At 61.1% G+C, this 22,894-nt stretch carries 22 protein-coding genes; 4 read left to right on the top strand and 18 right to left on the bottom strand.

What is annotated here, in order from left to right; all coding sequences use genetic code 11:
• Positions 1–2: 2 nt before the first annotated feature.
• The 7 genes from CAG44_RS08245 to CAG44_RS08280 form a co-directional block, all read right to left on the bottom strand.
• Positions 3–2,873: an aminotransferase class III-fold pyridoxal phosphate-dependent enzyme gene (locus tag CAG44_RS08245; RefSeq protein ID WP_085691880.1), complete on the bottom strand. Its 2,871-nt coding sequence runs from the start codon at positions 2,871–2,873 to the stop codon at positions 3–5.
• A gap of 43 nt (positions 2,874–2,916) precedes the next feature.
• Complete coding sequence (locus CAG44_RS08250; RefSeq protein WP_085691881.1) at positions 2,917–4,122, bottom strand: beta-ketoacyl synthase N-terminal-like domain-containing protein; 1,206 nt, start codon at positions 4,120–4,122, stop codon at positions 2,917–2,919.
• The gene (locus tag CAG44_RS08255; protein WP_085691882.1) at positions 4,119–5,417 is read right to left on the bottom strand and encodes a beta-ketoacyl-[acyl-carrier-protein] synthase family protein; all 1,299 of its coding nucleotides are present in this window, start codon (positions 5,415–5,417) and stop codon (positions 4,119–4,121) included. Before CAG44_RS08255 ends, CAG44_RS08250 begins: the two co-directional genes overlap by 4 nt.
• Positions 5,414–6,328 carry a beta-ketoacyl synthase gene (locus CAG44_RS08260; protein WP_085691927.1) on the bottom strand — a complete coding sequence of 305 codons (915 nt, stop codon included), beginning with the start codon at positions 6,326–6,328 and terminating at the stop codon, positions 5,414–5,416. Before CAG44_RS08260 ends, CAG44_RS08255 begins: the two co-directional genes overlap by 4 nt.
• A 169-nt stretch (positions 6,329–6,497) precedes the next feature.
• Complete coding sequence (locus CAG44_RS08265) at positions 6,498–7,772, bottom strand: beta-ketoacyl-[acyl-carrier-protein] synthase family protein (protein WP_085588301.1); 1,275 nt, start codon at positions 7,770–7,772, stop codon at positions 6,498–6,500.
• A gap of 11 nt (positions 7,773–7,783) precedes the next feature.
• Complete coding sequence (locus tag CAG44_RS08270; RefSeq protein WP_085588299.1) at positions 7,784–8,353, bottom strand: acyl carrier protein; 570 nt, start codon at positions 8,351–8,353, stop codon at positions 7,784–7,786.
• Between the two features lie 647 nt (positions 8,354–9,000).
• Positions 9,001–9,960 (bottom strand): LysR family transcriptional regulator, encoded by a 960-nt coding sequence (locus CAG44_RS08280; RefSeq protein WP_085691883.1) that lies wholly within the window; start codon positions 9,958–9,960, stop codon positions 9,001–9,003.
• A gap of 100 nt (positions 9,961–10,060) precedes the next feature.
• Here CAG44_RS08280 and CAG44_RS08285 point away from each other — a divergent pair, with 100 nt between their 5' ends.
• The 4 genes from CAG44_RS08285 (at position 10,061) to CAG44_RS08300 (ending at position 14,281) form a co-directional block, all read left to right on the top strand.
• Positions 10,061–10,813, top strand: a complete 753-nt coding sequence (locus tag CAG44_RS08285) for an SDR family NAD(P)-dependent oxidoreductase (RefSeq protein WP_085691884.1) — start codon at positions 10,061–10,063, stop codon at positions 10,811–10,813.
• 196 nt (positions 10,814–11,009) lie between these two features.
• Positions 11,010–12,311: an Nramp family divalent metal transporter gene (locus CAG44_RS08290; protein ID WP_085588295.1), complete on the top strand. Its 1,302-nt coding sequence runs from the start codon at positions 11,010–11,012 to the stop codon at positions 12,309–12,311.
• Between the two features lie 225 nt (positions 12,312–12,536).
• The gene (locus CAG44_RS08295) at positions 12,537–13,862 is read left to right on the top strand and encodes an SDR family oxidoreductase (protein WP_085691885.1); all 1,326 of its coding nucleotides are present in this window, start codon (positions 12,537–12,539) and stop codon (positions 13,860–13,862) included.
• A 200-nt stretch (positions 13,863–14,062) separates the two neighbouring features.
• Positions 14,063–14,281, top strand: a complete 219-nt coding sequence (locus CAG44_RS08300; RefSeq protein WP_085691886.1) for a general stress protein — start codon at positions 14,063–14,065, stop codon at positions 14,279–14,281.
• A 90-nt stretch (positions 14,282–14,371) separates the two neighbouring features.
• Here CAG44_RS08300 and CAG44_RS08305 read toward each other — a convergent pair whose 3' ends face one another.
• The 11 genes from CAG44_RS08305 to CAG44_RS08355 all read right to left on the bottom strand — a co-directional run bounded on the left by CAG44_RS08305 (position 14,372) and on the right by CAG44_RS08355 (position 22,890).
• On the bottom strand, positions 14,372–15,724 hold the full coding sequence (locus tag CAG44_RS08305; RefSeq protein ID WP_085691928.1) for a sodium:proton antiporter: 1,353 nt from the start codon (positions 15,722–15,724) through the stop codon (positions 14,372–14,374).
• 178 nt (positions 15,725–15,902) lie between these two features.
• On the bottom strand, positions 15,903–16,685 hold the full coding sequence (locus tag CAG44_RS08310) for an enoyl-CoA hydratase/isomerase family protein (protein ID WP_085691887.1): 783 nt from the start codon (positions 16,683–16,685) through the stop codon (positions 15,903–15,905).
• A 2-nt stretch (positions 16,686–16,687) separates the two neighbouring features.
• Positions 16,688–17,401, bottom strand: a complete 714-nt coding sequence (locus CAG44_RS08315) for an NAD(P)H-dependent oxidoreductase (protein WP_085691888.1) — start codon at positions 17,399–17,401, stop codon at positions 16,688–16,690.
• Positions 17,398–17,892 carry a hypothetical protein gene (locus tag CAG44_RS08320; RefSeq protein ID WP_085588287.1) on the bottom strand — a complete coding sequence of 165 codons (495 nt, stop codon included), beginning with the start codon at positions 17,890–17,892 and terminating at the stop codon, positions 17,398–17,400. Before CAG44_RS08320 ends, CAG44_RS08315 begins: the two co-directional genes overlap by 4 nt.
• Before the next feature lie 55 nt (positions 17,893–17,947).
• On the bottom strand, positions 17,948–18,571 hold the full coding sequence (locus tag CAG44_RS08325) for a c-type cytochrome (RefSeq protein WP_256575237.1): 624 nt from the start codon (positions 18,569–18,571) through the stop codon (positions 17,948–17,950).
• On the bottom strand, positions 18,568–18,990 hold the full coding sequence (locus tag CAG44_RS08330) for a hypothetical protein (protein WP_085691890.1): 423 nt from the start codon (positions 18,988–18,990) through the stop codon (positions 18,568–18,570). The genes CAG44_RS08325 and CAG44_RS08330 overlap by 4 nt, the downstream gene beginning before the upstream one ends.
• 2 nt (positions 18,991–18,992) lie before the next feature.
• Positions 18,993–19,511 (bottom strand): methylamine dehydrogenase light chain, encoded by a 519-nt coding sequence (locus CAG44_RS08335; RefSeq protein ID WP_371858539.1) that lies wholly within the window; start codon positions 19,509–19,511, stop codon positions 18,993–18,995.
• Between the two features lie 2 nt (positions 19,512–19,513).
• Entirely contained in the window at positions 19,514–20,110 is a 597-nt protein-coding gene (locus CAG44_RS08340; protein ID WP_238066105.1) for a redoxin domain-containing protein, read from the bottom strand.
• Positions 20,107–20,661, bottom strand: coding sequence for a MauE/DoxX family redox-associated membrane protein (locus CAG44_RS08345; RefSeq protein WP_085691892.1), 555 nt, complete (start codon positions 20,659–20,661; stop codon positions 20,107–20,109). Before CAG44_RS08345 ends, CAG44_RS08340 begins: the two co-directional genes overlap by 4 nt.
• Positions 20,655–21,875 carry an amine dehydrogenase large subunit gene (locus tag CAG44_RS08350; protein ID WP_220467521.1) on the bottom strand — a complete coding sequence of 407 codons (1,221 nt, stop codon included), beginning with the start codon at positions 21,873–21,875 and terminating at the stop codon, positions 20,655–20,657. Before CAG44_RS08350 ends, CAG44_RS08345 begins: the two co-directional genes overlap by 7 nt.
• A 37-nt stretch (positions 21,876–21,912) precedes the next feature.
• Positions 21,913–22,890: a YCF48-related protein gene (locus CAG44_RS08355; protein WP_085691893.1), complete on the bottom strand. Its 978-nt coding sequence runs from the start codon at positions 22,888–22,890 to the stop codon at positions 21,913–21,915.
• Positions 22,891–22,894: the final 4 nt, after the last annotated feature.

The raw sequence follows: 22,894 nt of genomic DNA on the forward strand, positions 1-22,894 counted from the left end.
CCTTAAAGCGAGTTTTGAGTTTTGAATTGCGCGAGGGTGAAGCCGTGGGTCGCGGCCAGTGCGCGGACCTGCTGAACTTGCTCACGGCTGATATCGCCGTAGGAGCCGTGCTGGCTCATGCCAGACAAGCCCATCAACACCGACTCGGCCATGCACGCATACAGCTGACCTTTTTTCAGGTAGGCCCGCACGTTGGGCGCCAGGCCGTCGTCGAACGGCGTCTGGACGATGCCGCCGTGCATGTAGAGCACGTCCTCGCGTTGGCTCGGCATGTCTTGATGAACGTTCAGCGGCACGGCGATATCGCAAATCACGCTGCGCTCGGCGAAATGTTCGGCGCCGAGGAATGGCTGAGGCGCATTGGCCGCGCACAGGACAACCCGTGCGCCCTTGAGGGCGTCGAGATCGTTGGTGACCGTGATGAAAGCGTTCGCGCCAAGGCGCTCATCCACCAGACGGGCGATGTGCAAACCGAGGTCGGCTTTTTGTCCATGTGAGCGCAACAAGTCACAAAAACCATCAAGGCTCAGCAGTCGCTGCGCCAAACGGTCGTGTTCGGCTGTGCCCTTGAGGATCGAACGGGCCGCGTCGGCGTAAATCAGTTGGGCAGTTTTCTCCAGGCGCCGAACCGAGCCGTCACGACCGCTGCCAATCAGAATCAGGTGATCGACGGTGGCGGACAGCACCGAGGCATAGGTCGAGGCAACGTTACCGGCGGCACCGACAACGGCAGCGGTTTGCTCGCGCAGTGCCAGGCCTTGCTGTACACAGCCTTGCTCGATGGCTTCGAGCCCCATGCCGATGGTCAGGGCATTGCCGGACGTCAGCGCCATGTCGGCAATCTTCAGCGCCTGACAATTGTTGGTGACGATCGAGGTGTACATTCCGAGGCCGGCGATGCTGCAGCCGTCGGCGCGGGCATCGGTGACACGCCTGCCGACTTCGTCGCGAATGCTGTCCAGGTCACCGCTGAGGATGTACTCGGCCATGGCATCCGAATCCATGCACAGCGGGTACAAGGTGAACTCCACCGCCATGCCGAGGCGCGACCGAATGATCACAGGGCCGACTGGCGCAGCGCGGCGTTCAGGCTTGGTGCGGTTGATGAACGTGCGTTTCTGTTCCGGGCTCAGGGCTGCCAGCGAGGGATCGACGTCACCGAGGATATCGGCATCGATCAGGTGGTTGATGAACGCTACCCGAGCAACGACTTCGACCTTGGCATCGATGTTTTCAACGGGCTCGGCCACCCGAAAATCGTCCTGACGGGCTGGCACGGCGGGAATCGAGTCCGCGCAGATACCCGCCGCCAACGGCAACGCATCGCCACGGCGCAGCATGTCGCAGACCCGTTGCAAGGCACCGATCAGCTCGTCGATTTCGTTCAGGGTGATACAGGCTGGCGGCTCCAGGCGAATCACGTTGGAGTTGCTGCCCGAAGGTGCTACCCGCAACGCTTCGAATTGCAACAGGTAACCCGCGATCAAGTAACCCAAGGCATCGTTGTACTGGGCCGACGCCTGTACCAGCGAGCTGCTGACACTCAACTCGTGCAATTCCAAACCCACCAGCAAGCCGCGCCCGCGCACATCGGCGATCACATCCGGATAGGCCATCTTCAGTTCATTGAGCGAGGCTTTGAGGTAGGCGCCCTTGGTGCGTATGTCTTTGAGCATCGCGTCGTCATTGGCGAACAACCGGCGCAATGCCGACAGCGCGATATGGCAGGACGGATCGTCCTCGGCGAAGGTCGAACTGTGGATGTAGCTGAACTCGCCCTCGTAGTGGCTGCTGCGGATCACCGTCGCGGCGATTTTCATCAAGCCGCCGCCGAGGGCCTTGGACAGGCAATAATAGTCGCCTTGCAGGTTGAACTGGCTGCTGGCAAGAAACGTCCCGGCGCGACCAAAACCCGACTGCACTTCATCGACCACCAGCGGGCATTGTTGCTCGTTACACAGCTTGCGCAGCCCCAGGTAGAACTCGGCCGCGAACTCGTTGATACCGCCTTCGCCTTGAATCGGCTCCATCAACACTGCGGTAATCGCACTGAACGGCAGTTGCAGCACGTTCAGATTTTCGCCGTCCCATTGCAGGCTCAGCCAATGGTGCGTGTGCCGGGCCGGCAATTCCTGCAACTGATGGGGCTGCTGTGGGTCGATGAACTCGACGTTCAGACCAAAACGGGCAAACGGCGCGCGGTACTGACGGCCATAGGTCAGTTGCACGGTATTGACCAATTTGCCGTGGAAGCTGCCGCGCAGGGCGACGAATACCGGTTCGATGTGCAACTGCGCCAGGTTGTGTTGGCGAACGGCTTCAACCACCTGGCGCAAGGTCACGCTGTTCAGGGTGGCCGGCAGGACACCTGCAGGCAGGTCGAGGTCGGACACATCCAGCTCGCGGTAGGCGCGTTCGCTGGCGGTCAGGCTGGCCAGGGTGAAATCGATGTCGTCAAACTGCTTTTGCAGGTTCTTCTGGCGACGGAACTCCGCGTGCTTGACGGCGATTTCCACCGCTTCGGCGCCACTGTTGGAGAAAGTCGAAATATAACGTTCGGTGTTTTTCAGTTCGCGATTGAAGGCGTCGCTGAGCTCTCGCCCCAATTGCCCGGCCGCACCGCGGATCGACATTTGTGCGTTGAACGGCACGTCGCTGCGCAGCAGCCCACATAGCTGATCGACAAACTGTGGGTCGTTGTGGCCGAACAGTGCCGCACCGTAACCGCCGAGAAAGTCGGTGACCGTGACCATGTCGCCCTTGGGGTTGCGGTAGAACAACTGGCTACCGAGGGCGCGCTGAAACTCACACTCCAGGCCCAGTGCCTGGAGCAGGCCGACGAATTTGGGCCGAACGAAATCGCGATAATCCATGACTGTCATATCCCTGAAAGTAAAAAATAGGCGGTAGTCAGCGTCAGTCTTGAGTGACCTTTGCGCTGTAGAGCACTTGATAGGCGGCGCTGAATCCGTTGTCGTCGCGGTTCATCACCAGGCAATGCTCAAGGCTCGCGGCGTGGGGCGCGCCCTGAATAAACGGCAGGTTTGCCACTGGCTGCTGCAAACCGGCAATCGGCGGCACGCTTTGGGCCTGCAATGCGCAACGCGCAAGCATCAGATCCACCAGGCTCGGCGCTGCGCTGAGAATGCCGTTTATCGCCAACCCGCTGGTGATGTGCGAGGCGCGCGCAAGGGCCAGCGTCTGGCACAACACGCTGTCTTTGTGCGCATCGCCGGTGCCGCTGCACACCAACAGATCGGTTGGGCTGTCGGGCAGGCTCAAGCGACCGAGGGTGGCATGGGCCGTCATGTCGGCGAGGCACACCTGAGGACCGGCCGGCAGGTCTTCGCGCCGGCGCAGCACCAATGCTGCCGCGCCCTCCCCGGCAATGCCGCCGGTGCCCCGAAGGTCAAACGGCAGCAGAGTGTTCGAGCCGTTGGCGCTGATGACTCCCGCCTGGACCAACCCGGACAGCGCCAGGGCATCCAGCTCGCTGCCCGCACCGACAATGATTGCCGCGTCAATCCGGCCATCCTGCAAAGCGGCCGTAGCCTCACGCAAGGCTGCCAGGTTGCCGGCGACACCTTGCATATAGGCGTTGCACTCACCCACCAGTTTCAGCGCCAGGCTGGTGACACCCAGCAAGCAGTTGCTCAAGCCTTTGAGCACCAGAAAAGGGTCCTGGGCACGGTCTTGCAGGATCCGTCTGGCGAACGCCGCCATGTCGGCGACGCCGTCCTGCCGACAGCCGAGCAACAATTCGGCATAGGATTCCAGAGACGGATGGGTGTAGCCGCCCTGACAGCAATACAAACCGAAACGGACATCCGGCTGCTCATCGGCCAGGCCTGCTTCTTCCAAAGCCTGACGTACCGCGCTGACACCCCAGATCACTGCCGGCGTGCAGTAACGCTGAAGGTTCTGCGCAAGGTCTTGTCGGCTGCGTTGGTGGTCCTGATCCTGAATTTGCCCGAACGCCACCACGCGTTCGCTGCTGAACCGTCGGGCGTTCAGCGCCGTAATTGCGCTGCGCCCTTCGTTCGCAGCCGCCCAGAAAGACTCGACACCCCAGCCACTGGGCAACACGCAACCCGCACCGGCAATCGCGACAGCCTGTTTCATCGCGGCGCCTCCCGGTACTTGCCCAGCGCCAGTGAAGTGTTGAGCCCGCCGAAACCGAAGGAGTTGCTCAGGGCAACGTCGACCTTGCGCTTGACCGCTTGATGGGCGCAGTAGTCGAGGTCGCATTGTTCGTCGGCATCATGCAGGTTCAGGGTCGGCGTGACCCGATCATCCCGGCAGGCCAGGGCCGTGAGCATGAACTCCGGTGCTCCGGCGGCCGCAATCAGGTGGCCGAACTGGGATTTGTTGGCCGTCACCAGCAACCGCCGATAATGTTCGCGCTCGGCGAACAGGGTCTTGATCGCCAGGGTTTCGGCGGCATCGTTGAGCGGTGTCGACGTACCGTGGGCATTGATCAGATCGACCTGTTGCGGCTCCAGCCCTGCATCCGTCAGGGCCATCTGCATCGCCAGCACCGCTCCCCGGCCCTGCGGGTCGGGCGCGGTGATTTTGTAGGCATCCAGGCTGCTGCCGAAACCCAGCACTTCGGCGTACGGCGTTGCCCCTCGGGCGAGCGCCCGTTCGAGGGTTTCGAGCACGACAAAACCACCGCCTTCACCCGCAATCAAGCCACTGCGATGGCGGTCGAACGGCCGACACAGTTCGGAGCCCCAACGCTGTTCGCTGCTGGCGGCACCGAGCAGATACAGCGCGGTCATGGTGTCCAGGCTCAGCACCGAATCGGCGCCCCCGGCAATGGCCAGCTCGACCTCGCCGCGACGGATCATCTGGAATGCATTGCCGATGGCCTGGGACGCTCCCGCGCAGGCGCTGCTGATATTGATCACCGGGCCTTCACTGCCGATGCCATCGGCAATCACCCGCGCAAGGCGGTCGTTGCTCTGACACAGTGAACTGTCAGGATCGACCTGCGCCTGTCGCGCCATCAACTGAGCCCAGGACGGTGCCTGCGCCGGGTTATCCGCCAGGCTGAGCAGCATGTCCTGCAAACGATGAGCAGGTGCGCCGGACGCTGACAATACCGCCGCGCCACGCAACTGTTCGGGGCTCAGGCCACTGTCGGCAATGGCTTGGGTGGCCGCGACCCAACCAAAGCGGGTGCGTTTTTCCAGCGACAATCCCCAGGCCGGATGGTCTTTCAAGTGTGCCGGCATCAAGCCCATATCCACGGGCGCTGCGTAACGCACGGGGAACGCACCCGCCTCGACGCCTTCCGGTTGCCATGGCCGAATGCAATGCTCGCCGGCCAACATTCTTTGCCACATGGACTGCCACTCGAAACCGAAGCCGGTGACGGCGCCCATACCCGTGATCACGATCCGTGTGGGGCTCATGGGTAACTCTCCATTGTCTCTGTGTCCGACGACGTTCTGGCCAGCAGCACCGCGCCCCAATGCCCGCCTCGGCTATGTTCGAGCAACAGCGTGTAACGGCTGCCATCCAGTGCCCAGGTCACAGCGATTTCGCTGAGCAAGGCGCTGGCGCCCAAGTCACCTACCAACGCCCTGGAGTGTTCGAGGGTGTGCCCCGATAGGGTAAACAACGCGGCAATCTGCGGATCCTGTGCATCGGCGACGACTTGCCCGACATCGCTGAGGCACAGTTTTTCGTTGCTCAAAGCGCGCTCGATGACGTCGCGACCAACCGCCAGCCCACGCTCGGGTTGCGCGCTGTAACCACGGGCAAACCCGGCAATGCGCAACGCAGATTGAGCACCGCTGCCCGGGTTGGTCGTCAGCAACAGTGCCGCAGCACCTTCGCCGAAAACCCACGGGCCGGGGTTCACAGGTGGGTGTGTAGCGTCACGCAGGTACAATGCCGGGGTGATGTTCGGGCTGCTACTGACGACGACGGCAGCATCGGCACGGCCTTCGCTCAGATGGGCGGCGGCCTCCATCAAAGCATCCAGCCCGGCATTGCCCTGGGAGCAAAAACCGCCCATGGGCCCCTTGCAACGCAAGGCCTCGGCCGCGTGGGCCATGACGCTGCTGTTGAGCATCATCAGCGCATGCAGCGGCGGTGTGTGGGCAAAAAATTGCGCCAACAGATCCGCCGGTTGTGCGCCAATGGCCTGCACTGCATCCCAGCACGAGCTGGGGCCATCCACTTCCGGAATGGCAGCGGTCAATGCGATCCGCTCATCGGGCAGTTCCAGACCACGCAAGGTCTCGGCGAGACGGCCGGCGCAATACAGCAGGCGCGCGCCCTGAGGCTCGAGGCTGCGGGACAGTTTGCGGTCGTACACACCAGCCGGCAAGGCGGGCGCTGCGACACAACGGGCCAGGCGTGCCGGGTCGAAATCCAACGGTTGCGCGGCCTGAGGTTGACTGTCACGAGACGCACATTCTGTACCGGCGGCGTTGAGTACCGACGCAGCGGTGATATAAACAGCGGTTGAATTGGATCTGGTCATGTCATGCCCTGCCCAGCACCAACGAACTGTTCACGCCACCAAAACCGAAGGAGTTGGAGAGCACGACATTGATCGGTTGCTGCAACGGTTCGCAAAGGAATTTCAACTCCGGAAATTCGGATTTTTCCGGCTGAAAATTGAGGGTCGGCAAGGCAACGCCCGACTGAATGCTCATCAACGACAGCACCGCCTCAATGGCACCACTGCCGGCCAACGAATGCCCTACGGCAGATTTGTTGGCGGTGAACGTCATCTGCTCCAGGGTTTCGCCGAAGACCTGCGCCAGGCCCAGGGCCTCGCAACGGTCATTGGCCTGTGTCGACGTACCGTGAACATTCACATGATCCACAGCCGCACTGGGCAGTTCGGCATCGGCCAGGGCCGCCGTCATGCAGGCGGCATACTTGCTGCCGTCGCGGCTGCTGGAGGTGATTTTCTCTGCCTCGCACAGATTCGCGTAACCCAGAACCCGGCCCAGCGAACAGGCCTGACGACGCTCGGCATGCTCGCGGGATTCAAGCACCAACAGCGCCGCCCCTTCACTCAGCACAAAACCGCAGCGGTCCGGCATGAACGGCCGGCTCTGTTCTTGTGGGGAAAAGTCCACTCGCTGGCAGAGTGCGCCCAGCCCATCAAAGCTGTAGTAGGACAATTCATGGGCCATCAACTCCACCGCGCCACACAACGCCAGGTCGATCTCGCCACGGGCGATCGCTCGATAGGCGCTGCCGATGGCCATGGTGCCGGCGGCACAGGCATCGGAATGTGTGGAGATATGGTCACGTACACCCAGCCATTCGGCGAGATGGCGGGTTTGCTGATCAACCCGCCGGGCAAACGCCCCACCGCTGAGGGTGTGGTTATCCAGGTACTGGTCGAGATCGACCCGCCCCTGATCGTCCATGTAACGGCTAGCGTCCCGCAAATCACCGCTCACGCAATGTTTGTTGGCCCCGACAAAAATACCGCTGGCGACTCGGGCAAATGCGCCGTCGGCCAACCCGGCATGGGCCAGCGCCTGACGGGCCACGTAATGCGCCAGCCATTCCTGGCGGGAGGTGGTCTGCAGATCGCCCGGAAAGGCCGCCGCGATGGCCTGCCATTGTTGCTCATCGATAAATCCGGCCGCCGGGTTAGCAAAACCCAGTTCGACAAACGCCGGGTGCCGGCGAATGCAGGAACGGTTTTCGCTGATCGTCGTGAACAGCGAGCCCGCATCCAGTGCCATGGGAGCCACCAGGCCATAGCCGGTGACCAGAACCTCTCGGGCCTGCATCAAGGCAACCCCTACGCCGAAGCTTTCAACTGGGTGGCCGCGTACTGCTCAACCAACAGACGCGAGATCGAGTCACCGTCCAGAGGGGTCAGGCGAGCACTGCACCCGCCACACACCACTTGTTTGCGTTCATTGAGTTGGGCATGAACCGCGCCACACTCAGGGCAGGCCTCGGGGAGGTAGTTGAAAACGTTATGGCATTGCTGCGCCCAGTTACGCACGGTGGTGGCCGAGAAGACATCGCCCGGCTGCATGCCCACGTGCAACTGGCCCGGCGCATAAGCGCTGAGGCTCTGCTCCAGCAAGGCCACGCCGTCCTGCGTGATTCGGCCTTTTTCGACAAACCGGGTGGCGTCGCCGAACACCGCTACCGCGTGATCCAGCACGCTGGTTTTCGGCAAGGTGCAACCGTACTGACGGCCCAACTGGAAGCTCAGGTCGACGATGTCCAGCGAGTCGGCGCCGAGGTCGTCAACGATACTGCTGTGCTCTGCCACGTCGGCCTGGTCCAACACCAGCAACTGCGCAAGAATCTCCTGTGTACTGCTGATAACGCTGTCCAATTCCAAGGGATTGTTCATTGATTGTTTCCCTACAAAAGCCGCATTGAATGAATAAATTCATCGGGCCAAAAAATGCTGTTTTCAGGCCAGATATATCGAGGGCCGGGAGTCTAAAGTCTCCCCCTAAGGGGAGAGTCAACGTGCCATCATCGCTTTTTGCGAGAAATCCCGACGCGCCCTGGAACCTTTGATTTATGCAGCTCAATGGTGCTTGGAGAGGGATCGTAAAATGACAAAATCGATTGTTTGAAACAGCACGATAGTTCCAGAAGTGGGATATAACCGTGCCCGCAAACACCAGAGGCATCATGCGCAGCGGAACGGTTTTCTTCGAGGCGTGAATCTCGTCGATTAGCAGGTTATTGCCTGCGTTCACCGGCTTGCCGATCAAGTGATAAACCAGCCCCACTGCAAAGCCGGTCAGAGGCAACAGCCAGATGACCCAGCGGTGGGTTGCACGCCATTGGGCCGCGTGCTCGAGGGAGAACAGAAGCAGCGCGGATACTGATCCCGCAAGAAGCGCTACGGCGCTGGCAAGCACCAGCCATAGGCTGCTGGAGTATCAAAGGGTATTTTGGGGAAAATTTTTCTGATTCCGGCGTTTCTCATGGGCCAGGGCCTTTGGATGTTGACTACCCATGTCATTCTCCGTAGATGAACCAACCTTACTCCAGCCCTGCTCGCTGAATATCACCTGATGACTCATACCCCGGCGTCCAGCGCCACGTCGGCGCGGACAGGTGTTCAAAGAAGAAATCGGAAACAGCTCTGATCTTCACTGGCCGAGTTCGCGCAGACGGTGTCACGAAATACAAGCCGCCCCGAGTCATACTCCACTCCGGCAAGATTCTTTCCAGGCGCCCATCCGCCAGATACTCACTCGCGATGAACTCAGGCAGTTCAGAGATGGCCATCCCTTCTAGCAGCATTGGGATCATCGCCTCCGAATTAGTGACACGCAAAGGCCCGGTAGGCACGACATCCTCTTCTACTCCAGATGTATGCGTGAATCTCCAGACTTGCGTCCGAGCACGATAGGCGTAGCTAAGGCAAGGCATACTTGCAAGCTCTCGGGGGTGCTTTGGCCTTCCGTGCTGATTGAGGTAGGCCGGTGAGGCGACAAGAAACTGAGTCACGGCACACAGTTTTCTAGCCACCAATGAAGAGTCGGGCAATGCAGCGATCCTCAAGGCCGCGTCAAAGCCATCCGCGATCAAGTCGACCGAAGCGTCGGACAAATGGAGGTCTACCGAGAGCTCTGGATACTGCCGAATGAGTTGGGGCATCAAGGGCGCGACCCATCTCAAGCCGAACGACATGGGGATCGCGAGGCGAACCAGGCCGCGAGGTCGAACGGAGAGCTCCATCGCCTCGCCTTCCACCTCTTCGGCCTGTCGGTAGATTTCCCCAGCCTTGCCCGCCATGCTCTGACCGAACTCGGTCAATGAAAGTTGTCGAGATGTGCGGTTGAACAGGCGCCCCCCCAGTCGCTCCTCCAGCCGTGCTACCGCCCTGGACACAGTGGGTACTGAAACGCCCATGACTCTGGCGGCGGCTGCGAACGAGCCCTCCTCAGCTACCTTGGCAAACATCGCCAACCCTTCAAAATCCGGAAGTTTGCTCATTTCATTTCTGCAACGATGAGTTTCCAACAATTCTATTTTGGTTTTTCCCGGTCGTCGATACGCTTCTCCCAACGCAACATCACAAACACTGGAGATGATCATGACTGGCAAGCTTGAAAACAAAATCGCAATCGTGACTGGCGGAACCTCGGGCATCGGCCTGGCGACCGCCAAGCTTTTTGCTCAACAAGGCGCACGAGTATTCATCACAGGGCGCCGCCAGGCGGAGTTGGACAACGCCGTCGCACAGATTGGCAGCGCGGTAGGGGTTCGAGTGGATTCTTCCAAGCCGGACGAACTTGATGCCCTGTACCAACAGGTGGCTGCAAAGCACGGGCGAATCGACGTGTTGTTCGCAAACGCAGGGGGTGGCTCGATGTTGCCTCTGGGAGACATTTCTGAAGAGCACTACTACGACACTTTTGATCGTAACGTCAAAGGTACGCTGTTCACGGTTCAGAAAGCGCTGCCACTTCTGGCCCAAGGCGCTTCGGTAATTTTGACCGGTTCCACTGCCGCCAGCTCGGGCACACCCGCATTCAGCGTGTACGCGGCCTCCAAGGCTGCGGTGCGTGCCTTCGCCCGTAACTGGATCCTCGACCTTAAAGATCGCAGCATCCGGGTAAACACCATCAGCCCCGGCGCGACTCGCACCCCGGGTCTGGTAGACCTCGCCGGGCCGGACGCCGCTCAGCAGCAAGGCCTGCTGGACTACCTCGCATCGCAGATTCCCTTGGGGCGCGTCGGCGAGCCTGAAGAGATTGCCAAAGCCGCTCTGTTCCTGGCGTCCAGCGACGCCAGCTTCGTCAACGGGGCCGAACTGTTCGTCGACGGTGGCCAGGCGCAAGTCTAACGAGTAAAGGCCGCGACAAATGCGGCCTTCCCTCACTGTTTGAGGAAGCCTGTCGGTGTCGTCTCGACCGTCCTATGGACATTGCTCCTTACCTCGAAACATTAAGAAATATTTTTGCTGGAATTTAGGTTGTACGACATCCTATCTACTGTGATCGACTACGCTCCGCTCTCACAAAAAAAACAATGGAGTCACCATGTCGAGCATACCTTCTGTCGAGGGAAAAACTGCCGTAACCCCTCAAAATCGCCTGTCAAAGCTGATCAAATTGCTTGGCCCCGGCGTCATCGCGGTTCTGTCGTGGCTGGGGGCAGGAGATCTGATAACCTCATCTGTCGCCGGGGCGAACTACGGTTACGCCATGATGTGGGTGCTGGCCGTTTCGCTGCTGCTCCGGTACCTGATCGTAAACATCATCGCCCGCTTCCAGCTGTGCAATAACCAAGGGATGACCATTCTGCAGGGCTATGCGCAGCTGCACCCGGTGTTCGCCTGGTTCATGTTGGCCTATGCCCTGTTGATGGGGCACCTGATGAACGCCTACATGATCAAGGGTGCGGGGGAAGCGCTGGCGATGTTGCTGCGGATCGACTACCCACTGCTGTGCTCCATGGCCGTGGTGCTGGCCGTGTGGATGCTGGTGGGGCGCAACATCTACGCAATGATCGAAGGCGTCATGAAAGTACTGTTGGCGGTGATGACCCTGGCCTTCCTGGCGCTGGCGGTGATGTCCGGCCCCGACGTGGCGGGTATCGTCAAAGGCACCATCGGTTTCAGCATTCCAGCCGATGAAGGCGTTCACGGCGCACTGCTGGTAGCGGTATCGGTGATCGGTGCCGTGGCAGGTTCGGTAGCCAACTTCGTGCACCCCTATGTCATGCGTGAAAAAGGCTGGGTCGGCCCGCAACACAAACGCATCCAGCGCAACGACCTGCTGTTTGCGGTATTCGTCGGTATCGTCATCAACCTGGCAATCTGGATCGTCGGCGCGGAAATCCTGCGGCCCAACGGCATCGAGGTGAAAACGCTTGGCGACCTGGGCAAGGCGTTGGAACTGTTCTTCGGCCCGATCGGCTGGTACATCTTCTTCGTCGGCGTATTCGCCACCTTGTTCGCCAGCATTTCTGGCAAGACCACTGCGTTCCCCATGCTGATCACCGACGCTTTCCAGCATGTGAAGCCCGAGCGGCGCGAACGCTATGGAAAGGAATTCCACAACGACCCGATGCACAAATGGTTCATGTTGTTCATCCTGGTGACGCCACTGGCCTGGTCGATCCCGGGTATGCCCGACTTCGTGACCCTTACCATCGGTGTCAGCGCGCTGAACATCATCGGCCTGCCGGTGATCTCGCTGGGCCTGCTGATCATGTCCAACCAGAAATCGCTGCTGGGCAAGGCGTACCGCAACAACTGGTTCGAAAACATCGCGCTGGCCTTCGCCACTGGCCTGGCGCTATGGGTAGCCTTCCAGCTGGCAGTGGACCTTATCGCCTGAAGGTAACGCACAGCCCTGGCTCAATGCTGGCCGGGGCTGACCGGCACTGCGCCTCGGCCTGATAACGGCGTGACCGGTATTTTTCTGCCTGCATTCCATTACGCAGCGTACCACCGGACTTGTTGGTCTGAACTTTACGACCCGCCTTGGCTTCCCCTGCATATCCATCACGCAAAGATGCCTAGCAGAAGGCTGACATTTTCGAGATCTACAGGGGTTCGCAAAATGATCGATCAAGCGACAGGTATGAAATCAGGTGAACGCTATCGCGTGGAAAACGTGGAGCGGGCACATCAGTTCCCAGGCTTCTTCCAGGACGGGAAGTACTACCTCGGCCCTGAGCTTCTGACCGCCGTGGGTTGGATCGAGGGCAAGCGTTTCATCTACGACAGCGTGGATGCCGAAGGGGAACCCGTGTTTCCGAACCGGGAGGCTGGCACGGTTGAAGGGCTGACGTTGACCCTGGTCGACGGCACCGCTCTTGAAATCTCTCGGATCGAAGCCAGCGAAACGATCGCGTCAGTTGACGACCAGACTACGTCTGGCAAAGAGCGGGAATCGCCCCGAGAGGGCTATCCGGGCAGAGGGCCGCTGCGCGGCAAAGTCGTGGTCATCACTGGTGCTTCCAGCGGTATCGGCCGTGCCGCCGCGCACGCATTTGCCTGCAAGGGTGCTCGTTTGGTGCTTGCCGCGCGCGATGAACAAGCGTTGTTCGACGTCCTGGACGAATGCACCGACTGCGGGACGGATGCCATCGCGATCACGACCGATGTCACCCGCAACGACCAGGTGCAAGCGCTGGCCGCGCAGGCAGCAGCATTTGGCCGCGGACGGATCGATATCTGGATCAACAACGCTGGCGTTGGCGCGGTCGGCAATTTCGAGGAAACTCCACTGGAGGCCCATGAGCAGGTCATCCAGACTGACCTGATGGGTTACCTGCGCGGCGCTTTTGTAGCCCTTCCCCTGTTCAAGGCCCAAGGCAGCGGCATCCTGATCAACACACTGTCACTGGGCAGCTGGGTGGCCCAACCCTATGCAGCCGCGTACTCGGCTAGCAAGTTCGGCTTGCGTGGCCTGACCGAGGCGCTGCGGGGGGAATTGACGGAGTTTCGCGATATCCACGTGTGCGATATCTATCCGGCCGTCATGGACACACCGGGCTTCCGAGACGGCGGCAACTACACAGGCCATGCGCTGACGCCTCCGGGCCCTGTATATGATCCCGAACTTGTGGCGAAGGCCATGGTGGCCTGCGCAATCTCACCACGCGCTCACACCACGGTCGGTGCCACGGCCCGCCTAGCGCATCTGGCCAGTTACCTGGTACCAGGTCTGCCTCTGTTATCGGGGTGGCTGACGCGTCGGGGAATAAACCGCAGTCCCAAAGCCGAAACATCATCTGGCAACCTCTTTGAGCCGCCGAGTGGCAGGAGGAGTATCGACGGGGGTTGGAGGAAGTCAAAAGACAAGACGCCTCTACTGATCGGCGCAGCGGCGCTTGGAATGATCGTAGGTTTTGCAATCACCCATTCACGACGCAGGAGCTGAACGACCGTGCCGTCAAACTCGACGCAAGTCAGAACCCTCCCAAAGGTTGGAGAACAAAGCTCTGTGGCGCCACAGTCGCCCGCACGGGTTCTTTCGCGCAACCCGTCGGGACGAGCAGAAAGCAGTGGAGCAAACGCCCCCCTGCCTGACGTCCGAGTTGAACACAGACTTTCCTGTGTGACGACATGAGGTGAAAGATCATGGCTGACAACCAATCCAATCGTGGCCACCAAGGTGGTACCGCACAGAACAACCCAGGCAACTTTGCCAATGACCGTGAGAAGGCATCGGAGGCAGGTCACAAAGGCGGCCAGAGCTCTGGGGGCAATTTTGCCAACGACCGTGAGCGCGCCTCCGAGGCAGGACGCAAAGGCGGACAGAACAGCCACGGCGGCGGTCGTGGTAGTGAAAATCGCTAACTTGAAATGAGTTCGGCCAGGGTGCACGGCGCCCTGGCTTTTTTTCAGATTGAACGCAGCGGCCACCAGACGTGCCGCGTCGGTTTCAAACTACACCGAAGCAGTGAGCCGCCCTTTCCACGCTTCGTATCTGGCAAGCAGCGGTTGAACGCTCAATCCGTGCAGCAAAATGCTTAGCGCCACCACCGACAGAACCAGGTTGATACTCTGCGCGGCTGACGTGGCAATCAGCCCGTGATTGAGGGCGTAGAACAGATAGTAGAAGCTGCCGATTCCTCGAATGCCAAACCATCCCAATAGCCCACGCTGCCGGATATCCAGCATTCCTCGAGCCGGGAACAGGAGGATGCTCAAGGGACGAATCAGCAGGAAAAGCGCTGCGGCTACGATCAAGGCCCGCCAGTCCCAATGCTCGATGAGTACTACCCCGAGCATGGTCACTAGAAACACCTCCATTGCCCGTTCGATCAAGCTGCCGAAAGCCAGCATATCCCCCAACATGATGCCTGCTGCCACCTGCGAGTCGTCGAGGCCTTGCACATCGCCTTTGACGGCCATCTCCGGCGCCACATGCTGGTGGCCTACCACGGGCTGTACCAGGTGTTCAGCAGCCGGCTCTTCGGGGCCATTGGAGGTCTGAACCTCTGCCTGGCGTAAACCGAGGCCAGCAGCGAACACCGCTAAAAACCCATAGGCCTGAACCGACTCGGCGCTCACGTAAGCCAGAGCAATCAGGGCAAGGGCCAGGTAGTCATTGGGCGACACGGTACTGTCGTCGTTGCGCAGGCGCAAAAAGAGCGTGAGCTTGCCCAGGCCGCGCCCCATCCAGTAACCAAGCAACAGACCTGCGGTCACTGCCCACAGCATGTCCTTGAACAACCAGTCACTGAACCATGCCTGGCCGGTATCCTGCTGAAGGAACAACCCGAGGATGACGAAGGGGAACGCCACGCCATCATTGAGCCCTGCCTCGCCAGACAAGCTGAAACGCACCGGATCATCATCCCGGGCATCAACCACCTGTACCAGGGTGGCAAGCACGGGGTCTGTGGGTGCGAGTATCGCCCCGATCAATACCGATATGCCCCACCCCAGGTTCAGGCCATGATGCAGCACCAGCGTTACCCCACCGATGCAGGCCAACATCACCGGCCCCGCCAGGTAGAAGGCGCCCCACCATCTGCGGTCATGCAAGGGCAGGCGCAACTTCAAGCCACTGAAGAACAGCGAAAACAGCACAGCGACTTCGGTGAGGTGCTCCATCCAGCCGCTCGCCTTGCTCAGGTCCAGATGAAGAAAACCCAACCCCGATGTGCCCAGGCCGATACCCAGGGCAAGGCACACCACGGACGAAGTCACAGGGATCCATCGCAGGTAGGAGGATGAGAGCGCCAGTAGCAGCAAGACGGCGCCCAGCATGGCGAACCAGACGATGAAGGTCATCTGCGCACAAGCCTTGAAAGAGTTTTCGACTACATTTTGGACTTTCTGGCGAAACAGGTCGTTCCGCTGCATTTGCCTCCATCGGAGTGGCAGATGGTATTCCACATGCGGACGCAGTCCCGTACTGCACCCTGCCCCCCAGATAAACCAGAACCACCAGCGAATGAGCGGGCCAACCTCAGCTGAACGATGCAGTTCGGCGCATGCAGAAAGCCCTCACCCCTTCATCAAAATCACTGCTGGTGCTCAGGTGCACAAACGTTTCCCGCTCGTTTTCCAATGCAATGGGCAGCCCATCAAGCAGACCATTGCGCAACAGCGCCTTGGCGCCTGCCTGGGCGGCGCTTGCAGCGGCGGCCAGGCGCCCAGCAATGCGCAGGCCTGTTGCCTGCAAATGCTCGCTGGCCACTACGTCCATGATCAAGCCAAGCGAGCGAGCTTCACAGGCCGTCAGTGATCCATTGAGCAATGCAAGGGCCAGGGCGCGGTGCAGGCCAAGTTGGCGCGGCAAATGCCAACTGCCACCGCCGTCCGGGGTGATGCCGATACCGCCGTAGGCATAGTGCAGGCGAGTATCTTCACTGGCGATCAACAGATCACAGCTCAACGCCAATGAAAGCCCGAAGCCGGCAACGGCACCATTGAGCAGCCCCAGCACAGGGCACGGCAGCCTGGTGATACCAAGCACCGCTTCGTTCACAGCGCCGACCAGTTGTTCGACTCCTTTCATGCAGGCTTGCTGCTCCCCCGCGAGCAACTGGCGGAAATGTTGCACATCACCGCCCACCGAAAAGTGCTCAGCGCTGCTACGCAACACCACTACCTTCGGCGGATGCGCTGCCAAGGTTCGAACTGCATCAAGCAGTGCAGTTGCCATCGTGATATCGAAACTGTTGCGACGCTCGCGGTTTCCCAGGGTCAGGAAGGCAATTTCATCCTGCCGCTCTACATGAACTTGCATGTTCAGCTCGCCTGTCCGCGTTTGGGTCGCATATTGCTGTCGAAATCATCCAGTGACGGAAACACCAGAGGTGGACGCTCATCGAGCGTCAGCAGGTGCTGACGGTATTGTTCGAGGTACTCATGTCGAGCGTCTTCGCTGATGTACGGCACATGAAACGCGGCGAATGGAGGTAGTACCGACAAACCTACGTAGCCGAGCACGCCACGCTGGATGGGCCGCAATAAAGTTTCCAGTTCGCCATGAATCGCATCCGGGCCGAACATGTGAGGCTGCCCTCCCAGCGAGAATGCCAGCATCGCTTGCTTGCCCCTGAGCCCGCCTTGGTCGTAGATGCGCTTGCCGCCATAGCAGTAGCCCGAGACGAACACCCGGTCGATCCAGCCCTTGAGGATGGCTGGCATGCTGAACCAGTAGATGGGGAAATTGAGGATGATGAGGTCGGCCCAGCGAATCTTGTCCAGCTCGCCAGCAATGTCAGCGGCCAAAGTCCCACTGCTGACGGCATGACGCTGTTCAAGGGCGTAGACCAGGTAATCCGAGTTTGCACGCTCCCGGAAGTCTTCGGAACTGGCCACAGGATTGAACCGCATGGCATACAGGTCCGACATCACTACACAATGGCCCTTGTCCTCCAGGACCTCTGCTGCCAGCCGCGCCATGGCGCTGTTGAATGACCGGGGTTCGTTGTGGGCGTGGACAATCAGAACGTTCATGGCAACTCCAGCAGTTTGACACCGTTGTACTTGAGGAAGAATTCGTCGGCTTTGCGCACTACGTCGCGATAGCGCCCATTCAGGGCCATGCGCATCATGTCCAGCTGCAGTTGCTCTTGATCGATCATGTAATCGAGAAAGCGCTGTGCGCCTGAGGGGCCCTCCTCGCGCAGCCTTTGCAGCCAGGCAAAGTACTTCACGGTCTCACGATGGACCAACCGCAGCAGCAACCCTTGCAGAGGCCGCGGGACCGAGGAAACCAGCCATGATTTCCAGCGGGTGAACAGGCCAGGGGCCGTGTCCAGCCCCCACAACTGAGCTGCGGCTTCGTAGCGTGGCTGGTTGAAGGTTTCAAGGTCGGCGTAGGTTTTCCAGAACGGGTGCGCTGGCTGGCCCTGCAGGCGTGTGGCCATGCGCCTGACTGCAGCCCTGGCGAAGGCGCGGTTGGCCAGCTCGTGACGGAAGCCCTTGATGAATGTGCCTGACGGCATAGAGAAATCACCATTACTGTTGGTCAAGAATCCGAAGGTGCCGGGCAGCCGTGAGTCATGGCCCGGCAATGTAATCGAGCAGTACCTTTCGTTGCTGATCGTCATGCAGTTGCAAGGCGATCCCTCGCATCCAGACCGCCAGCTCGCTGGCATGCTGTTCGCTGCCACGTAGCCCGTCGCTGAACGATTGCAACTGTCGGTCGAGGTAGGCTCGGTCGAGCACACGCAGGTTGGGCGTTTTCAGGTGCGCAAAGCCCTGCCCCTGCGGCCCGTGGCATGCGGCACAGGTGTGTTGGTAAAGCGCTTGCCCCGGGCCGTTGGAGGCCGTCGGCGCATTTGCAGGCTCGGCGCCAAGGGCAGCGAAATAGCGCGCCAACGGTTCCTGGTCACCTTCCGCCACATTGGCCGCGATGGCGCGCATCTGTGCGCCATGGCCATCCCGCGGGTCGTAGCCTCTGCGCCCTGCCTTGAAATCGCGTAATTGCGTGAGCAGGTAATCAACCTGCTGCCCAGCCAGTCGTGGTGCGCCCAGCGTCGGGTTGCCCTGGCCCTCGGCGCCATGGCAGGCCACGCAGGTGGCGGCCTGGGGCGGTGGTGTAGCAGCGTGTGCCTGCAACGTGACGGCAAATACCAGCAGGCTGGCACAAAGACTTGGCTTCATCGATAGGGGTGCTCTCATTGTCGTTCTCGTTCGGCGATACGCTGTAGCAGCCGGTTGCGGGTAGTCTCGACATCCGCAGGCACTGCCCCACGCCACTGCTGTATTTCATCGCCGGTATAGGGTTTGAAGTCCGGGGGTAGATGGCCGGCATCGAAACGCGCCAGCATCCAGTTGAGGACTCCGGCCAGGGCATCGTCCGACAGCCCCGACAATGCCGAGCCCGGTACCTGCACCAGATATTCGCGGCCGCCGGGTATCCAGAGGAACTTGCCCAACTGGCCGGCAAAGGCCGGCACGCTTCGCTGCGGGTTACCGCTGCCATCGGGCAAGTGGCAGCCCTGGCAATTGAGCATGTAATCGAACTGACGTGGCTCTGTGGCCGGTACCTGGGCCGACAGCGCTGCCAGCAACAGCATCCATGGCAGTCGCCTGGCCATGGTCACTCCTTGACCCCGATCACTACCGACAGCGAGCAGTGGTATGGCATGTCCGCCTGGCTGCCGGAACACCAGTTGAGGTCGTTGGAACTCTGCGGGCGATATAGCGGCGTATCACCTTGGTCACGCTGGCACACGCAACGTCCGCAGTTGCTCTTGCCACAGCAATCGTTGTACGAGATCACGTAGTCCTTGCCATCGGTGGGGTTGCGGCAGGTGCCGATCCAGGTGATGTCCGAGCGCACGGTGCCCGGCGGACAACTGCTGGAAGTACCGCCGCAGCAGCCGCAGAGAAAACCGTCGATGGCACAGTGGCGCCAGTATTCGCAGCTGTTCGGGTCACCCGACTCCTGCAGCCCGGCACTGGACTGGGCGAACGCGCTGCCACGGAATACAGGCAACAGGGTCGTTGCCCCGACGCCGACCAGCAAGGTACCCAGCCCACCAAGAAAACCCCGGCGCGAAGTGCCGCGAGCGACGCGGCGGGTCAACAGTTGGGTGGCTTCGTCAAACCATTTGATGGTCATGCGTGGTACCCCTGCTGCGCGGCTTTGTACGCCTGGACCGTGGCATGCCCCAGGCGCCGTGCTTCCAACAGGCTTTCCAGGTGCTCACGGGTGTTGACCAGGCCATGGCTGGCGACCGTGCCGTGCTCGTCGATGAGCACGGCATAAGGCAGTTTGCTGATCTGGTAGGCCAGGCCCACCTCCCGCGACAGCAGGTAGGGGTATGCCTGCAAACCTTGGGCGGCAATGAAGGCCAGGTGCTCGTCAGGCTCACCATCACTGGCCAGCACGATGTGCAGGCGCTCCTGGCGACGCAGCGCATCGAGCACCGGCAACAGCGTCTTGCACACCGGACATGTCTCGGACAGGAAGAACAGCAAGGTGGCCTGCCCGCTCGCGCCGCCCAGGCTCACCGAGCCACCGGTCAGGCTCGCCAGCGTGAATACCGGCGCCGCGTCACCGGCCTTGATCGCCTTGCCCAGCGACAGTGCGCCTACCGGCTGGATACGCTCGTGCAGCAGCCCGACCTGACGCGCCAGGGCCCACACGGCGAGGATCAGCATCAGGGTGATCGCCCAGGACAGCAGGCTGGAAATGATCAAAGCATGGGTCATGGACGTTGCCTCAGGGATGCGCGGTTGGAGATCAGCAGGTTCGCCAGCAGGTACACAGCGGCAGCGCTGACAAAGACGAACACCAGGGTGAAGGCGTCCAGCCAGGTCAGCGGACGCTCGGCCATCGGTGCCAGCAGGTTGCAGGCGAGCAGCGCCAGCAGCAGGTTGCGCCATGCCAGTGCCGGCGCTGGAGGCTGAGGACGGCCACCGAAATGGCAGCCACAGTCCTCGATGGCAGAGCCCTGACGCACGGCCAGGGCCAGTACGCCGGCATACAGCACCAGCAGGCACACAGCTGGCAGCGCCGTCCATGGCCACCACAGGCCCAGCAGCAGGCCAGCGGCGCCCAGCACCTCAAGCATCGGCAGCGCATACGTCCAGACGGGCGCCGCGCACCATGCTCCCAACACCTGGGCATAGCGTTGCAGCACGTCAGCGAACGCTCGGGGTTCGTGCAGTTTGTGCAGTGCGGCGGCCCCCAGCAGCAAGCTCAGGGCGCCGACACTGGCGGCATGCACCAAGGGGTCATGCAGCAGTTCGGCGATCACCATGGCGCCACCACATTCAGAAAGCCCAGGGGGATATCGCCGACGCTGCGCAAGTGCTCGCCGCTGTCGGCGTCGTACAGGTTCACTCCCTGGCGCAGCAGTGGGATCAGCCCGGCATCGCCCTCGGTCAGGTAGATCCACAGGGTGAACAGGCTCGGCATCGGCACCAGCCAGTCGAGGCTGTACAACCGTGGTTGCGCGCCCTGGCTGACGCCGATGGCGGTGCTCTGCTCCTTGAGCGGCAGGCGTGCAACACGCTTTTGCGTGGCCACATCGAACACCCACACCTCGGTGCCGGGCTTCTGGTAGTTCTCCGGCACATCTTTGTGCATCAACACATACAACCGCCCGCTCTGCTGGTGCAGGGCCACACCGTGGTTACCGGCAATCCCCCACCCGTCGGTGCGTTCCTGCTCGCTCAGCAGCGACCATTGCTTGATCGGCCGCACGCCGTCGGGGTTCATGCCAAGGGCATAGGCGTGGTTGTGTTGCGAGACGAAGTACCAGGTGTCGCCATCACGTACACCGGTGGTCAACAGCAGATCCTGCAGCGGATCGAACGCAGGGGCGGTGCGCTCTTGCAAGGCCACTTGCCCCTGCTCGTCCAGGCGCAGGTGGAAGAAGCCGCCGTTGCCGCAGATCGCGTAGAAGTCCCGCGGGCCGGCAGGATAGATCGAAGCACACCCAGGGATCGGCACCTCGGTGACGAAACGGCTGTTTTCCAGGTCCACCACCGAAATCGACTGTGCGGGGGTGAAGTTGAGCACCAGCAGGAAGCGTTCGTCGTCGGACAGCACGGTGAGGCCCGTTGAAATCAGCGCGGTCATGCGCTTGGCCGGGATCGGGATCTCGCGCTTGGGGCTGAGGGTCTTGGCGTCGTAGACGGTGACCACGTCGGTGCGCTTGCCGCGCACGCCACGGCTGAAGTAGATCTCGGTGGCATACAGTTCGTCGCGGCTGCGTGCGAGTTGCAAACCATTGGACCAGATGCCGGTGCTCAACTGGCCCAGGTTGCGACCCTGATCGTCGAACAGGTAGGCGCGGCCATCGACCATGTTGGGGGCATTGCTGCCCCATATCCAGAACCAGTGCTGGTCACGGTGATCACCGAGCACTTCGACACGGGCCTGCTCCGGCACGAACCCGGCCAACGCCGACGATGCCGCGCCGAACAACGACAGACCACACAACAGATGACACAAGGAACGCTTGAACATAGGGGCTCCGCAACAGGCGATCGGCCTGGGCTTGAGTCTATCGAGGGGTATTTTCGGTGGATTGGCGCGTAGTGACAGTTGCCTTGGCATCCGGTGCCACACCCTCGATAACGCCGGCAGCGCCGAACAGCAGCAGGTGGCCCGATTGCGCGGCCAGGGCCGACAGGTTCAGGCGGTCTTCGCGCTGGGCGCTGGTGAAGTGCGTCACCTGGGAATCGGAAACCGCCGTCAGGCCCGCATTGCCCACGAGGGCCACGCGGCCATCGTCCAGCTGCGTCACAGAAGTGATCGCCTGCTGGCTGCCAATGTCGAGTGCCTGCCAGTGTCGGCCCAGGCTGTCGCCCAGCAGCACCCGCCCACTCATCCCTGCCAGCAGCACGCGGCCATCGCGCAGGCCGGTGCCGGTCCACAGTGAGCCACTGACACCCGTGTCCAGGGGCTGCCAGGACACCCCCTGGTCAGTGGAGCGGTAGGCATGGCCGGCCTCGCCGACGATGAACAGGCTGCCGTCGGTGGCCTGGAACACCTGATTGAGGTGGAAGTCGTCGCCCTCCTCCCCCACCTGCATCGGTAGCCAGTTGACGCCGCCATCGACCGTACGCGCCGCATAGCCATAGGCACCCACGACCATGCCGTGATGGGCATCGGTGAACACCACCGACAACAGCACCGGCTTGCCCTCCAGGCGTTGTTGCAACACCCAGTCCTGGCCACCATCGACGCTACGCAGCAGCACTCCGCCATGCCCCACCGCCCAACCTTGACGATCGTCGATGAAACTGACCGCGGTCAGCAGCACATCCACCGGTACGCTGCGCGCCTGGCGCCATTGCTGGCCATCACCGGACAACGCCACCACGCCGTGGTCACCCACCGCAACCACCCCGGCACCGGTCCGGGCCACCGCCACCAATGGCGCGTGGCGCACATCGTTCAGGGCAATGGCCGGCGCCGCCCATGTCTGTCCTGTGCACATCAGCCCCAGCACCCAGGGCAGCAATCGAACGGTCTTCATCAGT

It is taken from the genome of Pseudomonas sp. B13(2017) (genome assembly GCF_002113245.1).
Lineage (GTDB): Bacteria > Pseudomonadota > Gammaproteobacteria > Pseudomonadales > Pseudomonadaceae > Aquipseudomonas > Aquipseudomonas putida_Z.